Consider the following 15527-nt stretch of genomic DNA (forward strand, 5'->3'; position numbering starts at 1 on the left):
GCCCCGGCCCGGGCGTGCAGCCAGGCGGCCGCCGCCGCGAGCCGGGCCGTGGGCGCCGGGCCGGGATCCTCCCCGGCCCGGCGCGCCCGCGAGCGCCGCGCCACGTCCGCGGCCAGGACGGCACCGATCGCCCCGGAGAGCACGTCACCGGTGCCGCCCATCGCGAGTTCGGGCCCGCCGCCGGTCACGGCCCACGCCTCGCCGTCCGGGGCGACCACGAGGGTGCGCTGACCCTTGAGCAGGACGGTGGCCCCGTGCGCAGCGGTCCACGCCCGCAGCGCCGCGAGCGGGTCGGCGGCGTCGGCGCCGTCCGCGGGGACGCGCTCGTGCAGCCGGGACCACTCCCCGGCGTGCGGCGTCAGGACCACGGGCGTGCCGGCCGCGCGCAGCGCCCGCAGCTCGGCGGCGGTGACCAGGTCCAGGGCCGAGGCGTCGGCGACCAGGGCCGCCTCCGGCCGTTCCTCGAGCGCGGCGAGGACGCCGGCCCAGCGCCGCCGCGCGTCGTGCTCGGTGTCCAGGCCGGGGCCCGCCACCCAGGCGTCCGCGCGCGACGACTCGGGCCCCTCCGCCGAGACCAGCGCCTCGGGGTGGGCGGCGAGCACCAGGTCCCGGGTGGTCTGCGGGCCGGCGTGGTGCACCATGCCCGCTCCCGTGTGCAGCGCGCCCGCGCTCGCGAGCACGGCGGCCCCCGGGTAGCGCTCCGATCCGGCGACGACGGCCACCACGCCGCGCGTGTACTTGTGGGCCTCGGCCGCGGGGGCCGGGTGGGCGGCCCGTGCGGCGGCCTCGTCCATCACGCCCAGCCGCGCGGCCGGCGACGTCGGCAGGTAAGGTCCCAGCCCGATGTCCACCACGTGCACGGTGCGCGCGCGCGCCGCCCCCTCCCCGAGGACGAGACCGGACTTGAGGGCGCCGAACGTCACGGTCGCGTCCGCGCGGAGGGCCTCCCCCCGCACCTCGCCGGTGTCCGTGTCCACGCCGGAGGGCACGTCGCACGCCAGCACGAGCGCCTCCGCCGGCAGCGCGCGCGCCGCAGCGGGCAGCTCATACTCGCCGGTGAAGCCCGTGCCGAGCACGCCGTCCACCACGAGCGCGGCCTCGGGCGGCACCGCGTCGGCGCGGCGTCCCCCGGCCGCTCGCAGCGCAGCCCAGCCCTCGGCGTGCCAGCGCGGGGCGCCGTCGTCGTCCCGGCGGACGGGCACGGCGACTGCGGCCACGCCCCGGCGGCGCAGGAAGGCGAGGGCGAACAGCGCGTCCCCGCCGTTGTTGCCGGGGCCGACGAGGGCGGCCACGGTCGTCCCGGCCACGGGGCCACGCTCACGCAGCAGGGCGGCGGCGTGCTCGGCCAGGGCCCAGGCGGCGGCGCGCATCAGCTCCGGGCCGCGGCCGGCCGCGAGCAGGGGCTCCTCGGCCGTGCGCACGGCCGAGCCGGTCACGGCGATGTGGGTCAGGTCATCGGCGGTCATGCGGACTCCTCCTCGGCCGCGCGGCGTTCGGCGACCACGTAGGCGGTGGCGACGTCCCCGTCATGACTGAGGGAGAGGTGCCAGTGGGTGATGCCCAGGGCCTCGGCCTGGGCCTGGACGGTGCCGGTCAGGTGCACGGTGGGGCGGCCGTCGCCGTGGTCCGGGCGCGGGATCCAGCAGTGGTGCCACATCATCCCGGGCGGGGCGCCCATGGCCTTGGCGATCGCCTCCTTGGCGGCGAAGCGCGCGGCCAGCGAGCGCAGCGGCAGGTCCCGCTCGTCCGCGGTGAACAGGCGTGCGCGCAGCGCCGGCGTGCGCTCGAGCTGCGCCCGGAACCGCGGGACGTCCACCACGTCCACCCCCACGCCGACGATCACGCCGCCCCCGCCCGCCGGGCGCCCACGACGACGGCGCCGGCCTCGTCCCCGACGGGCTGCCCGCGCAGTCGCTTGGCCAGGTCGAGCGGCCACTGCAGCACGCCGGGCAGCTGCTGGTCGCAGCCCGGCGTGAGCATCGCCTTCCCGTAGGCCAGCACGCCGTAGACGCCGTGCTGCAGGCGGCCGAGCCGGTCGAAGCCGGCGTCGAACGCGTACAGGGACACACGGCCCTCCTCGGGGGTGAAGCACCGCTCCGCCAGCAGCCGCGCACGCTCCACGTGCTGGTGGAAGGTGAGCACGCCCAGGTGGTGCAGGCCGAGTTCGCGCATGCGGTCGGCCGCGTGGATGACCTCGCCCTGGGTGGTCACCGGATCGGGCGCGAAGCACTCGACGCTGACGCCGGCCAGCCGCGGGTCGCGTTCCCCCGGGCCGCCGCACAGCTTCTCGTGCCCGTCCGGCCCCAGGTACGCGGAGACGAAGAGCCGGTCGGTGACGCCGGACGCGGCGAGCTCGATCGCGGCGTCATAGACGCGGGGCCGGCTGTAGAGGACGAGGAGGGCGTCCACGCGCGGTGCGTCGTCCGGGTGCGGCTCCGTCACGGCGTGCGTGGCCCATCCTGCGCCGAAGGCCAGTCCCAGCGCCGCCAGGGTCGCCACGGTGGCGCAGAGGGCCCGCGCCCACCGCGGCAGTCCACGGCGGACGCGCCCCCGGTCGGCCTGCGCGCTCATGCGCCCTCGGGGACCTGCCGGAGGATCATCGTGGAGCGGGCCGGCACCTCGAGGACCTCGCCGGCGTGCACGTGCGGACGCGTGCCGTGCGGGGCCACATGGGACGAGGTGTCCACCATGATCTCCCACTCCTCGGGGAAGAGCGGGCCGGGCAGCGTGTACGGGACCGGCTCCCACCACGCGTTCATGAGGACGTAGAAGTCGAGGTACGGCTCCTCCTCCTCGTCGCGGCGCGGCAGGTCGTGGCCGTTGAGGTAGAACGCGATGGATCGGGCCTCGACCCCCCAGTCGTCCTCGGTCTTGGCGGTGGCGTCCGGCTCGAGCCACACGATGTCCGGCAGGGGGGCGTCGACGTCGCGGGCGGCCGGGCGGCCGTCGAAGTGCTGCCGACGGCGGAACACCGCGTGGGCACGGCGCAGCGCGATCAGGTCGCGGGTGAACGCCACGAGCGAGTCGTCCATGGCGGACCAGTCGATCCACGAGATCTCGTTGTCCTGGCAGTAGACGTTGTTGTTGCCGCCCTGGGTGCGGCCCAGCTCGTCGCCGTGGCTGATCATAGGCACGCCCTGGCTGACCAGGAGCGTGGTGAGGAAGTTGCGGGTCTGCCGGGCGCGCAGGGTGAGCACCTCGGGGTCGTCGGTCTCCCCCTCCGCGCCGTGGTTCCAGGATCGGTTGTGCGCGTCGCCGTCGTTGTTGTCCTCGCCGTTGGCGTGGTTGTGCTTCTCGTTGTAGGAGACCAGGTCGTGCAGCGTGAACCCGTCGTGCGCCGTGACGAAGTTGACGGAGGCGCCCGGGCTGCGCCCGTCGCCCTCGTAGAGGTCGGCGGAGCCCGTCAGACGGGTGGCGAACTCGCCGAGGGTGCCGGGCTCCCCCCGCCAGAAGTCGCGCACCGTGTCCCGGTACATGCCGTTCCACTCGCTCCAGATCCCGGGGAAGTTGCCCACCTGGTAGCCGCCCCAGCCCACGTCCCAGGGTTCGGCGATCAGCTTGACCGTGCGCAGCACGGGGTCCTGGCGGACGACGTCGAAGAAGCCCGAGAACATGTCCGGGCCCCGCTCCCCCTCCACGCGGGTGAGGGTGGTGGCCAGGTCGAAGCGGAAGCCGTCCACGTGCATCTCGGTGACCCAGTGGCGCAGCGAGTCCATCACCAGCTGAAGGGCCTTCGAGCTGGAGAGGTCCACCGAGTTCCCCGTGCCGGTGTAGTCCATGTAGTGCCGCTCGTCGCCGTCGACGAGGTGGTAGTAGCCGGCGTTGTCCAGCCCGCGCAGGCTGAGCATGGGGCCCTTGTCGTTGCCCTCGGCCGTGTGGTTGTAGACCACGTCGATGATCACCTCGAGGCCGGCGGCGTGCAGGTCCTTCACCATCTGCTTGAACTCGCGGACCTGGCCGCCCACCTCCGGGGACGAGGCGTAGGCGGCGTGCGGGGCGAAGAAGCCGAGCGTGTTGTAGCCCCAGTAGTTGCTCAGCCCCTTCTCCTGCAAGGTGGCGTCGTTGACGAACTGGTGCACGGGCATCAGCTCGACGGCGGTCACCCCGAGCTCGGTCAGGTGGCGGACCACCTCCGGGTGGGCCATGCCGGCGTAGGTGCCGCGCAGCTCCTCGGGGACGGCGGGGTGCAGCTTGGTCATGCCCTTGACGTGGGTCTCGTAGATCACCGTGTCCGTGAGCTCGACGGCGGGTGGGGCGTCATCGCCCCAGTCGAAGTCCTCGGCGACGACCACGCCGAGCATGCTCGTGCCCAGGTTGTCCGAGGTGTCGATGCGGTCCGGCTCGTCGAAGTCGTACGAGTGGTGCTGCTGGCCCCACTCGTAGTCGCCGGTGAACGCCCGCGCGTACGGGTCCACCAGGATCTTGGCCGGGTTGTGCCACAGGCCGCGGGCGGGGTCCCAGGGACCGTGCACGCGGTAGCCGTAGCGCTGCCCGTGCCCGATGCCCGCCACGTGGGCGTGCCATGTGGTGCCGTGCCGCTCCTCGAGAGGGATGCGCGTCTCCGTGCCGTCGTCGGCGACGAGGCACAGCTCGACCGCCTCCACCTCGCGGGAGACCGCGAGGGCGAAGTTGGTGCCGGTCTCGTCCACGGTGGCCCCGAGGGGGTACGGCTGGCCGATCTCCACTGTGTGCATGACTCTCCGGGGTCTCGTCGTGCGGCCCGCCGGGTGCGGCGGGCCTCCTCGGGGAGTCTACTGGCGCGGGCGGACACCGTCCCGGACGCGTCGCGGGCCCGGCCGCTGTGTGGCGGCCGGGCCCGGCAGGAGAGGCCTCGGTGGCCTCAGCGGCGGATCACTCCACCGTGACGGACTTGGCCAGGTTGCGCGGCTGGTCGACGTCGTAGCCCTTCGCGGAGGCCAGCTCGAGCGCGAAGATCTGCAGCGGCACCGTGGTGAGCAGCGGCATGAGCACCGGCTGGGTCTCGGGCACCTCGAACACCACCTCGGCGTGCCGGCGGACGGCCTCGTCGCCGCGCTCGGCCACCACGAACGTTCGGGCACCGCGGGCACGCACCTCCTGGATGTTGGAGACGACCTTGGCGTGCAGGGAGTGGCGGTCCATCGGGGAGGGCATCACCACGAACACGGGCTGGCCGTCGTCGATCAGGGCGATCGGGCCGTGCTTGAGCTCGCCGGCGGCGAACCCCTCCGCGTGGATGTAGGCGAGCTCCTTGAGCTTGAGCGCTCCCTCCATGGCCACCGGGAAGCCCAGGTTGCGGCCCAGGAACAGCACGGAGGTGGCGTCCGCCATCGAGCGGGCCAGCTCCTTGACCGGGTCGGCGTCGTCAAGGATCTCGCGGATCTTGTCCGGGATGTCCCCCAGGTCGGCGAGGATGTCCTTGATCTGGCCGCTGAACAGCTTCTTGTTGAGCTGTGCCAGGTAGAGGCCCAGCAGGTAGGCGGCGGTGATCTGTGCCAGGAACGCCTTGGTCGAGGCCACTGCGATCTCCGGGCCGGCGTGCGTGTAGAGCACGGCGTCCGACTCGCGCGGGATGGTGGACCCGTTCGTGTTGCAGATGGAGAGGGTGCGGGCACCCTGCTCCTTGGCGTAGCGCACCGCCATCAGGGTGTCCATGGTCTCGCCGGACTGGGAGATGGACACCACGAGGGTGTGCTCGTCGATGATCGGGTCCCGGTAGCGGAACTCGTGGGAGAGCTCGACCTCCACCGGGATGCGGCACCAGTGCTCGATCGCGTACTTGGCCACGGTGCCCGCGTAGGCGGACGTGCCGCAGGCCAGCACGATGATCTTGCGGACCTCCTTGAGCTCCTCCGGGTCGATCCGGAGCTCGTCGAGCACGAGGGCGCCGGAGGCGTCCGTGCGGCCCAGCAGCGTGTCCTGCACGGCCTGCGGCTGGTCGTGGATCTCCTTCTCCATGAAGGTCTCGAAACCGCCCTTCTCGGCGGCCGAGGCGTCCCAGTCCACGGTGAAGGCCTTGCCCTCGGCCGCCTCGCCCTGGAAGTCGGTGATCTCGATCGAGTCCGCGGTGATGGTCACCACCTGGTCCTGCTCGAGCTCGATCGCCTCCTTGGTGAAGTCGATGAAGCCGGAGACGTCCGAGCCGAGGAAGTTCTCCCCTTCGCCCACGCCCACCACGAGCGGAGAGTTGCGGCGGGAGGCCACCACACGGTCCGGGTGGTCCACGTGGACTGCGAGGATGGTGAAGGCGCCTTCAAGCCGCTGCGACGCCAGCTGCAGGGAGCGCGTGAGGTCCTGGCCGCCGTCGGTGCGGTAGACGTCCGCCAGCAGGTGGGCGGCCACCTCGGTGTCCGTCTCCGAGCGGAACTCCACGCCCTTGCCCAGCAGCTCCTCGCGCAGCTCGGCGTAGTTCTCGATGATCCCGTTGTGGATGATCGCCAGTCGGCCCTCGTCCGCCGTATGCGGGTGCGCGTTCAGGTCCGTGGGGCCGCCATGGGTGGCCCAGCGGGTGTGGCCGATGCCCACCTGTGCGGAGGGCACGGGATGCGCCTCGAGCTCCGCCGCCAGGTTCACCAGCTTGCCGGCCTTCTTGCGGTGGTACAGCTCGCCCTCCGCGACGACGGCGACACCCGCGGAGTCGTACCCGCGGTATTCCAGGCGGCGCAGGCCCTCCATGAGCACCTCGAGAGCATCGTGCTCACGGGTCGAGGACGGGTGGCCGATGTATCCGACGATTCCACACATGGGAGCGAGGATACCGGGTCGCCGGGGCCGTCGACCGTCGCCGCGGCGGCCGCGGCCCGGCCGCCCCGCCCCCGCCGCCGCGTGCTCAGCGGTAGCCGGCCGGGTTGGCCTCCTGCCAGGCCCACAGGTCCCTGACCATGTCAGCGACGTCTCGCCTCGCCCGCCAGCCGACGTCCCGTCCGATCGCGGCGACGTCGGCGCAGGACTCGGCGATGTCCCCCGGACGGCGCCCCACCACCTGGCGCGGCACGCGGCGGCCGGTCACCTCCTCGAAGGCCCGGACCATCTCGAACACCGTCACGCCCTCGCCGCGGCCGATGTTCCACACCCGCAGGCCCGCGTCCCCGGCCGGCCGCGCCGCCATCCACTCGAGCACGGCGACGTGCGCCTCGGCCAGGTCCATCACGTGGATGAAGTCCCGCACCGCGCTGCCGTCCCTCGTGGGGAAGTCAGCCCCGAACACCTGCAGCCGCTCATATTCGCCCGAGGCCACTCGTGAGACGTACGGCATGAGGTTCGCCGGCGCGCCCAGTGGGTCCTCACCGAGCAGCCCGGAGGGGTGGGCACCGACCGGGTTGAAGTACCGCAGCACGGCCACGCTCTGCTCCGGCGCGGCCGCGTGCGTGTCGACCAGCACCTGCTCGGCCATCGCCTTGGACCGGCCGTAGGGGCTCACGGGCGCCAGCGGGGCCCCCTCGTCCACGGGGACCGGCGCGTCGTCCCCGTACACGGTCGCGGAGGAGGAGAACAGCAGGACCCGAGCACCGGCGTCGGCCGTCACCCGGGCGAGCTCCGCGGTGCCGCCCACATTGACCGCGTAGTACTCCCCCGGCTGCACGACCGACTCCGCGGGCGACTTCAGTCCCGCGAAGTGCACGACGGCGTGCGGGCACCACGCCCGCACGCGCTCGCGGTACTCGGCGGGACGGCGGACGTCGGCGCGCACGAGGTCGAGCCGGTCCCCGCCGAGCTGCGTCCCGCACACCCGGGCGGCCCGCCGCAGCGGCTCCTCCGAGGAGGAGACGAGGCTGTCGAGCACGAGGACGGCGTGCCCGGCGTCCAGCAGGGTGGTCACGGTGTGGGACCCGAGGTAGCCGGCACCGCCGGTGACGAGAACACGCGTGACCGCGATCTTACGAGGCCGCGTCCCGCGCCGCTCCCCGACGCCGATGCGCCCTGCACGGGCGGAGGCTGACATGATGTGACGGTGATGGACACCGCGCCCCCCGGCGTCGACGCCGGCACCCCCGCCGTCCGCGCCGCCGAGTCCCACCTCTCCCCCTTCGTGGAGCTGGACCGCGCCATGTGGGCCCGGCTGGCGGACCAGCTGGACCAGCCCTTCGACCAGGCGGACGTGGAGCGGCTGCGGGGGCTCGGCGAGACGCTCTCCCTGCGCGAGGTGGCCGAGGTGTACCTGCCCCTCTCCCGCCTGCTGGGGATCCACGTGGAGGCCTCGGGCACGCTGCGCCGGGCCACGAACGACTTCCTCGGCGAGCGCACGGAGCGCACCCCCTACGTGATCGGCGTGGCCGGCTCCGTGGCGGTCGGCAAGTCCACCACCGCCCGCGTGCTCCAGGAGATGCTGCGGCGCTGGCCGTCCACGCCACGCGTGGAGCTGATCACCACCGACGGGTTCCTGCGCCCCAACGCAGAGCTGCGCGCCCGCGGCCTCATGGAGCGCAAGGGATTCCCCGAGTCGTACGACCGGCGCGCCCTGCTGCGGTTCATGGCGGACGTGAAGTCCGGCGCGCAGGAGGTCAGCGCTCCGGTGTACTCCCACGTCACCTACGACATCGTGGCGGGCGAGCGGCAGACCGTGCACCGTCCCGACGTCCTGATCGTGGAGGGCCTGAACGTGCTCGCGCCGCCGCGCGTGCGCGCCGACGGCACCGCGGGCCTGTCCGTCTCCGACTTCTTCGACTTCTCCGTGTACGTAGACGCCCGCGCCGACTGGATCCGCCAGTGGTACATCGAGCGGTTCATGGATCTGCGCTCGGGGGCCTTCCAGGACCCCGGCGCCTACTTCCACCGCTACGCGGACCTGTCCGACGACGCCGCACGCACCACCGCGGGGGGCATCTGGGACAGCATCAACGGGCCGAACCTGCTGCAGAACGTCCTGCCCACGCGCGGCCGCGCGCGGCTCGTCCTCACCAAGAACCAGCAGCACGAGGTGTCCCGCGTGCTGCTGCGCAAGGTCTGATGCAGGCGCGTCAGTCGCGCCGCTGCACCTCTCCGCCTGTGACGTCGGCCACGCGCGACGCCTCCGTGCACGCGTCAACCACCCGACGCCGTACACTGGCGCAATGCTTCAGGGATTCAAGGACTTCATCATGAAGGGCAACGTCATCGATCTGGCCGTTGCCGTCATCATCGGCGCCGCGTTCAGCCAGATCGTCAATGCCCTCGTGGAGAGCGTGCTCATGCCGTTCGTCTCCGCGCTGTTCCAGGCACCGGACTTCGACAGCTTCGCCGTGCTCACCCTCAACGGCAACGACCTCAAGTTCGGCGTGCTGCTCACCGCGATCGTCAACTTCCTGCTCGTGGCCGCCGCCGTGTACTTCGCGATCGTGCTGCCCATGAACAAGATGATCGAGCGCCGCAACCGCCGCCTCGGCATCGAGCCGGAGGCCGAGCCCGTGGCGGAGGACGTCGCGCTCCTCACCGAGATCCGCGACCTGCTCTCCGCCCAGCGCGGCGGCACGGGGACCGTGACCAACGGCCCGGTGCCGGGCGGCCCGAACGCCCGCTGACCCCGGCGCCACGCGCCGCCCCACCGCACAGGGCCCCGGCCCGCCTCCCCAGGGAGGCGGGCCGGGGCCCTCCGTCCACCCCGGGGCTCAGCCGGTCCGCGCCCCGTCCCGCTCGACCGCGAGGCAGGGCAGCCAGTCCGCCGACACGCCGTCCCGGTCGCAGGTGGGCGCCTGGACGGCCATCACGGCCAGGATCCAGAGCGCCGCCATCGCGGCCGCGAGCGCGGCCAGCAGGGGCCAGTGCCGCGGCCGGGGAGGCGGTGAGGACGGCACGACGGGCTCGGTCCGCGTCGCTCAGTCGTGCAGCCGCAGCTCGCGCTGGACCACCTCGGCCAGGACCTCGGCCTCGCGACGGGCCGTCTCCTCGTCCGGGGCCTCGACCATCACGCGCACGACGGGCTCCGTGCCGGAGGGACGCAGCAGGACCCGCCCGGTCTCCCCGAGCCGCTGCTCGGCCACGAGCACGGCGGCCTGCACCGCGGCGTCCTCCCCCGCGCGAAACTTGTCCACCCCGCGCACGTTCACCAGCACCTGGGGCAGCCGCTCCATCACGCCCGCGAGCCCGGACAGGGGCGTCCCGGTCTGCGCCACCCGGGCCGCCAGCTGCAGGCCGGTCAGGACGCCGTCGCCGGTGGTGGCGTGGTCCGCGAAGATCACGTGCCCGGACTGCTCGCCGCCGAGCGAGTAGTCGCCGAGCTTCATGCCGGCCAGGACGTAGCGGTCGCCCACCTGCGTCTCCATCAGACGGACGCCCTCCCGCTGCATCGCGAGCTTCAGGCCGAGGTTGGACATCACGGTCACCACGAGGGTGTCGTCGCGCAGCTCGCCGCGGTCCTTGAGCGCCAGGGCCATGATCCCCATGATCTGGTCCCCGTCGACGACGTCGCCGTTCTCGTCGACGGCGAGGCAGCGGTCCGCGTCGCCGTCGTGGGCGATCCCGAGGTCCGCCCCGTGCGCGCGCACGGCCTCCTGGAGGCGCTCCAGGTGCGTGGAGCCGCAGCCCTCGTTGATGTTCAGCCCGTCCGGCTCCGCGCCGATGACCACCACGGAGGCCCCGGCGTCCCGGAACGCGTCCGGGGAGCAGCCGGAGGCCGCGCCGTGCGCGCAGTCCAGCACCACGGTGAGCCCGTCGAGGCGGTGGGGCAGCGTCTGCAGCAGGTGCACCACGTAGCGGTCCTCCGCATCGGAGAAGACGCGCACCCGGCCCACGTCCGCGCCGGTGGGACGCAGCGGGTGCTCCCCTTCCAGGTGCTGGATGATCTCGTCCTCCTGCTCATCGGTGAGCTTCTGCCCGCCGCGCGCGAGGAACTTGATGCCGTTGTCCGGCGCCGGGTTGTGGGAGGCCGAGATCATAACGCCGAAGTCCGCGCCGAGGTCGCCCACGAGGAAGGCCGCGGCCGGAGTGGGGAGCACCCCGGCGTCCCAGACGTCCACCCCCGACGACGCGAGCCCGGCCAGCACAGCCGCGCTGATGAACTGGCCGCTGATCCGGGGGTCGCGGGCCACCACGGCCACGGGCCGCCGCCCGGCCGCGAACGCCTCCGCCCCCAGGACCGGCGCGGCCGCCTGGGCCAGCTGGACGGACAACTCCACTGTGAGCGTCTCGTTGGCCAGGCCACGAACGCCATCGGTTCCGAACAATCTCGACATGATGCATGAGTCTACGAGCCGCTCCCCGGCGCGGACACCAGCGCCACGGCCGGAAGGCCTCACCGGAGGTCACGATCCCGCATCGGGACCGGTAGGATCACCCCGGTGACGGCCATCCGCCGGTCCCGTCACCACCGCGCGGGCCGCGCCCGCGGCTCCGATCTGAAGGACCCCCGCATGCCCGTTCATCCGATCCCCTCCTCTTCGTGGCCCCGCCGTGCCGTGCTCAGCGGTGCCGGCCTCGCGATCGCCGGCGTCGTGTCCGGCTGCGCCGACGGCGACGGGTCCCCGGCCGCGGCCGCCGCCGACCAGGAGGGTGGCGCCTCGACCGCCCCCCGCCTGGCGGCCCCCGAGATCCTCTCCACGATCGACTGGGGGGCGCGCATCCCGGAGGGCCACCAGCAGACGCTGTACGAGCGTCCCTCGTACCTGGTCATCCACCACACGGCCACCCCGAACGTCACGGACGGCTCCCGTCAGGCCGCCGTGGACATCGCCCAGCGTGTCCAGAGCCAGCACATCAACCAGCAGTGGGGCGACTCCGGCCAGCACTTCACGATGTCCCGAGGCGGCTACCCGCTGGAGGGGCGCCACGGCTCCCTGTACACGCTGCACGGCGGCCAGAACTTCATGCTCGGCGTGCACGCGCTGGGCTTCAACGCCTACGCCCTCGGGATCGAGTGCGAGGGCTTCTACATGCTCAACCCCCCGCCGCAGAGCCTCTACGCCGGGCTCGTGAAGCTGGCCTCCTACATCTGCCAGCAGTACGACCTCCCGCCGTCGCGCATCATCGGCCACCGCGACATCGTGAAGACGAGCTGCTGCGGCGACGCCTTCTACTCCAAGCTGCCCGTGCTGCGCGAGGACGTCCGCCGCTCCCTCGAGTCCGGCGAGTACCACGTGACCGAGGGCTTCGGCGCGGACAACCTCTTCGACGACTCGGAGATCGACACCGAGAACTACCAGGAGTACCGCAGCCGCACCGAGGGCTGAGCGCCCCCCGCCCGGACGCCACGGCGCCCCTCCCCCGCACGGGGGGCGCCGTCGTCGGTGGGGCCGACGACGGGCCCCTGCGGTTCAGCGCACGCGCGGGAAGGAGCCGCCGGCAGACTCGTCCACCTCGGACAGCACGTCGGCCGGGGCACAGATCCGCGGGTCCGGGGTGTGCACGAGCCGCTCGTCCTTGTTCGGGTACGGCAGGGTGTGCAGCACGTGGCGCATCGCCTCGAGGCGGGCCCGCTTCTTGTCGTTCGACTTCACCACGGTCCACGGCGCGTCGGCCGTGTGGGTGTAGAAGAACATGGCCTCCTTGGCGTTCGTGTAGTCGTCCCACTTGTCCAGCGAGGCCAGGTCGGTGGGCGAGAGCTTCCAGCGGCGCACCGGGTCGGTCTCCCGTGCCGCGAACCGGTTGAGCTGCTCCGCACGGGACACGGAGAACCAGAACTTGATGAGGTGGATGCCCGAGTTCACCAGCATCCGCTCCAGCTCCGGGGTCTCCCGCATGAACTCGAGGTACTGCTGGGGAGTGCAGTAGCCCATCACCCGCTCGACGCCGGCGCGGTTGTACCAGGAGCGGTCGAACATCACGATCTCGCCGCCGGAGGGCAGGTGCTGGATGTACCGCTGGAAGTACCACTGGGACGCCTCGGCGTCCGTCGGCTTCTCGAGGGCGACGGTCCGGGCGCCGCGGGGGTTGAGGTGCTCGTTGAAGCGCTTGATGGCCCCGCCCTTGCCGGCGGCGTCACGGCCCTCGAAGATGATCAGCACCTTCTGGCCGGTCTCCTTGACCCACAGCTGCATCTTCAGCAGCTCGATCTGCAGCTCGCGCTTGCGGCGCTCGTAGCTCTTGCGGCTGAGCTTCGTCTGGTACGGGTAGCCCTCTCGCCAGGCCCGGGGGTCGGGGCTCGGCAGCGCCGTGTCCCCGCCCAGCGTCCGCCCCAGCTCGCGGATCTCGTCCACCTCGGCGGCGTAGTCATGGGTGACCGCGAAGGGATGGTCCTCGCCGGGGGCCTCCAGCTCGTGCTCGGGCAGGGGGGCGTCGGGGGTCTTCTCCGCCATCGGGGCTCCTCGTCGTCTGCGTCCCGGACCACGTCGTCCGGACGCCCCCGATCCTACCGCCGGACACGGCCGTGGCCGGCCGCCCCGGAGAGGGGCGACCGGCCACGGGGGCGACGACGGCCCGGTGCCGCCCAGGAGGCGGTCCAGCCGGCGTGCGAGCGGGTCAGCGCTTCGAGAACTGCGAGGCCTTGCGGGCCTTCTTCAGGCCGGCCTTCTTGCGCTCGATGACGCGGGCGTCGCGGGTCAGGAAGCCGGCCTTCTTGAGGGCCGGGCGGTTGTGCTCGCGGTCGATCTCGTTGAGCGCGCGGGAGATGCCCAGGCGCAGCGCACCGGCCTGGCCGGAGGGGCCGCCGCCGTGGATGCGGGCGATCACGTCGTACGCACCGGTGAGCTCCAGCAGGGTGAAGGGGTCGCTGACCTCCTGCTGGTGCAGCTTGTTCGGGAAGTAGTTCTCCAGGGTGCGGCCGTTGAGGGTCCACTGGCCCGAGCCGGGGACGAGGCGCACGCGGGCCACGGCCTCCTTGCGACGGCCCACGGCGGAGCCGGGGACGGTCAGCGCCGGGCGCTCGGAGACGGCCGGGGCGTCGGCGGCGGCGGAGGACTCGGAGGTGTAGCTCGTCAGCTCCACGTCGTCGTTCTGGTTGATGCTCATGATTCTCCTTGGAAGAGGTCTGCTCAGGCGACCGCGAGGGTCACTGGGCGACCTGGCCGATCTCGAAGGTGGCGGGCTGCTGGGCGGCGTGCGGGTGCTCGGCACCGCGGTACACCTTCAGCTTGGTCAGCTGCTGGGCAGCCAGCGAGTTCTTCGGGAGCATGCCCTTGACGGCCTTCTCCACGGCGCGGACCGGGTTCTTCTCGAGGAGCTCCGCGTAGGACTCGGACTTCAGGCCGCCCGGGTAGCCCGAGTGGCGGTAGGCGCGCTTCTTCTCGAGCTTGGAGCCGGTGAGGGCCACCTTCTCGGCGTTCACGATGATGACGTAGTCGCCCATGTCCATGTGGGGGGCGAACGTCGGCTTGTGCTTGCCGCGCAGGAGCGTGGCGGTGTGGGTGGCGAGGCGGCCGAGGACGATGTCCGTGGCATCGATGATGTGCCACTGGCGGTCGGCGTCACCAGGCTTGGGAGTGTACGTACGCACGTTGTCTGCCTTCAGGGTCGGTTCGGTCACAGCCGCCGACGCCGGGGCGTGAGTCCGACGGGGGCGTGCTGTTCAGTTCTCCGTGCGCGCCGGTCCCCCAGGTGAGGGCTGGAAGGCGTCCGGGCCCGAGAGCCCCGGGGGTGCGGCGCGAGATGACGGCCATGCAACTGAGCCACTCGCGGCACGACGCATCCGGGTGCGGGCATGCGCAACGTCCGCCCATGCTACCGGCTCCGCCCATGTCGGTCCAAAACGGACGGGGGGGTCTCAGGAGCCGGCGTCGAGGGCGGGACGCCGGGCACGGGTCCCCTCGGCCCGGGCCGCCAGGTCCCGGGGATCCTCCGGGTAGGCGACCTCCACGAGCGTGAGGCCGCGGGCCGGCGCCAGACGCACCTCCGAGTCGCGCGCGGGGGCCGCCAGCCGCCCCGCCGTCCACCCCGGCGGCCGTCGCCCCTCCCCCACCTGCAGGAGCGCGCCGACGATCGACCGGACCATGGAGTGGCAGAACGCGTCCGCCCGCAGCCGCACCGTCACGAGCCCCTCCGGTCCGCGCTCGACCCGCGCGTCCAGGACCTCCCGCACCGTGGTCGCGCCCTCGCGGGGGCGGCAGAAGGACAGGAAGTCGTGCAGGCCCAGGAGGACGTCGGCCTCGGCCTGCATGAGGGCCACGTCGACCGGGGACCCGTGCCAGTGGACGCCGTGCCGGGTGAGCGGGTCACGGGTCTGCGGACGGTCGCTGATCCGGTACTCGTAGGCCCGCCAGAGCGCGCCGAACCGGGCGTCGAACCCGTCCGGGGCCCGCCGCACCCCGTGCACGACGACGGCGCCGTCCCACGGCCCCAGCACGCCGCCCAGCCGGCGCAGCAGGGCCTCGGCCGGATCGACGCCGGCCCGCCCGCGGGCGAGCGCCTCCCACTCCCCCGCCGTGAGGTCCGCGTGCACCACCTGCCCGCGCGCGTGGACGCCGGCGTCGGTGCGCCCCGCCACGACCGTGCGCACCGGGCGCCGCACGATCCGCTCGAGTGCCTCCTCGAGCGCGCCCTGGACCGTCGGCAGACCGGGCTGCGCGGCCCAGCCGCGGAACCCGGCGCCGTCGTAGGCGAGGTCGAGGCGGATGCGGACGTCGGCGGCGGGATCGGGCATGTCCCCCATCGTAGGAGCCGCCCGGCCAGGTGCCCGTCGCGCCCGCACGCACGCGAGCGGGCCG

15 protein-coding genes are annotated in these 15527 nt (G+C 73.0%); 3 read left to right on the forward strand and 12 right to left on the reverse strand.

Going from position 1 to position 15527, the window contains the following annotated elements:
• The 6 genes from MA879_RS10535 to galE form a co-directional block, all read right to left on the reverse strand.
• Positions 1 to 1466: NAD(P)H-hydrate dehydratase (locus MA879_RS10535; protein ID WP_248126140.1), on the reverse strand; the 1466-nt coding region annotated here is incomplete at its 3' end.
• Positions 1463 to 1843, reverse strand: coding sequence for a holo-ACP synthase (locus tag MA879_RS10540; RefSeq protein ID WP_248126143.1), 381 nt, complete (start codon positions 1841 to 1843; stop codon positions 1463 to 1465). The genes MA879_RS10540 and MA879_RS10535, both read right to left, overlap by 4 nt.
• The gene (locus tag MA879_RS10545; protein WP_248126146.1) at positions 1840 to 2571 is read right to left on the reverse strand and encodes a YdcF family protein; all 732 of its coding nucleotides are present in this window, start codon (positions 2569 to 2571) and stop codon (positions 1840 to 1842) included. Before MA879_RS10545 ends, MA879_RS10540 begins: the two co-directional genes overlap by 4 nt.
• The gene (glgX, locus tag MA879_RS10550) at positions 2568 to 4694 is read right to left on the reverse strand and encodes a glycogen debranching protein GlgX (protein WP_248126149.1); all 2127 of its coding nucleotides are present in this window, start codon (positions 4692 to 4694) and stop codon (positions 2568 to 2570) included. Before glgX ends, MA879_RS10545 begins: the two co-directional genes overlap by 4 nt.
• Positions 4695 to 4851: 157 nt before the next feature.
• Positions 4852 to 6723, reverse strand: coding sequence for a glutamine--fructose-6-phosphate transaminase (isomerizing) (gene glmS / locus MA879_RS10555; RefSeq protein ID WP_248126152.1), 1872 nt, complete (start codon positions 6721 to 6723; stop codon positions 4852 to 4854).
• A gap of 85 nt (positions 6724 to 6808) precedes the next feature.
• Positions 6809 to 7921, reverse strand: a complete 1113-nt coding sequence (gene galE, locus MA879_RS10560) for a UDP-glucose 4-epimerase GalE (RefSeq protein WP_248126155.1) — start codon at positions 7919 to 7921, stop codon at positions 6809 to 6811.
• 12 nt (positions 7922 to 7933) lie between these two features.
• Here galE and coaA point away from each other — a divergent pair, with 12 nt between their 5' ends.
• Both coaA and mscL read left to right on the forward strand, forming a co-directional pair.
• Positions 7934 to 8926, forward strand: coding sequence for a type I pantothenate kinase (gene coaA, locus MA879_RS10565; protein ID WP_282447839.1), 993 nt, complete (start codon positions 7934 to 7936; stop codon positions 8924 to 8926).
• 103 nt (positions 8927 to 9029) lie between these two features.
• Positions 9030 to 9476, forward strand: a complete 447-nt coding sequence (mscL, locus tag MA879_RS10570; protein WP_248126158.1) for a large conductance mechanosensitive channel protein MscL — start codon at positions 9030 to 9032, stop codon at positions 9474 to 9476.
• Between the two features lie 87 nt (positions 9477 to 9563).
• Here mscL and MA879_RS10575 read toward each other — a convergent pair whose 3' ends face one another.
• Both MA879_RS10575 and glmM read right to left on the reverse strand, forming a co-directional pair.
• Positions 9564 to 9749, reverse strand: a complete 186-nt coding sequence (locus MA879_RS10575) for a hypothetical protein (RefSeq protein ID WP_248126161.1) — start codon at positions 9747 to 9749, stop codon at positions 9564 to 9566.
• Between the two features lie 21 nt (positions 9750 to 9770).
• Positions 9771 to 11126 (reverse strand): phosphoglucosamine mutase, encoded by a 1356-nt coding sequence (glmM, locus tag MA879_RS10580; RefSeq protein WP_248126164.1) that lies wholly within the window; start codon positions 11124 to 11126, stop codon positions 9771 to 9773.
• 177 nt (positions 11127 to 11303) lie between these two features.
• Between glmM and MA879_RS10585 the strand changes: the two genes are divergently transcribed.
• The gene (locus tag MA879_RS10585) at positions 11304 to 12119 is read left to right on the forward strand and encodes a peptidoglycan recognition protein family protein (protein ID WP_248126167.1); all 816 of its coding nucleotides are present in this window, start codon (positions 11304 to 11306) and stop codon (positions 12117 to 12119) included.
• A gap of 84 nt (positions 12120 to 12203) precedes the next feature.
• Here MA879_RS10585 and ppk2 read toward each other — a convergent pair whose 3' ends face one another.
• The 4 genes from ppk2 to truA all read right to left on the reverse strand — a co-directional run bounded on the left by ppk2 (position 12204) and on the right by truA (position 15463).
• On the reverse strand, positions 12204 to 13184 hold the full coding sequence (gene ppk2, locus MA879_RS10590) for a polyphosphate kinase 2 (RefSeq protein ID WP_248126171.1): 981 nt from the start codon (positions 13182 to 13184) through the stop codon (positions 12204 to 12206).
• A gap of 163 nt (positions 13185 to 13347) precedes the next feature.
• A complete protein-coding gene (gene rpsI / locus MA879_RS10595) occupies positions 13348 to 13836 on the reverse strand; it encodes a 30S ribosomal protein S9 (protein ID WP_248126174.1) in 489 nt (162 codons plus the stop codon).
• A 40-nt stretch (positions 13837 to 13876) separates the two neighbouring features.
• Complete coding sequence (gene rplM, locus MA879_RS10600; protein ID WP_248126177.1) at positions 13877 to 14320, reverse strand: 50S ribosomal protein L13; 444 nt, start codon at positions 14318 to 14320, stop codon at positions 13877 to 13879.
• Positions 14321 to 14587: 267 nt separating this feature from the next.
• Complete coding sequence (gene truA, locus MA879_RS10605; RefSeq protein ID WP_248126180.1) at positions 14588 to 15463, reverse strand: tRNA pseudouridine(38-40) synthase TruA; 876 nt, start codon at positions 15461 to 15463, stop codon at positions 14588 to 14590.
• Positions 15464 to 15527: the final 64 nt, after the last annotated feature.

The organism is Micrococcus lacusdianchii (assembly GCF_023155805.1).
Lineage (GTDB): Bacteria > Actinomycetota > Actinomycetes > Actinomycetales > Micrococcaceae > Micrococcus > Micrococcus lacusdianchii.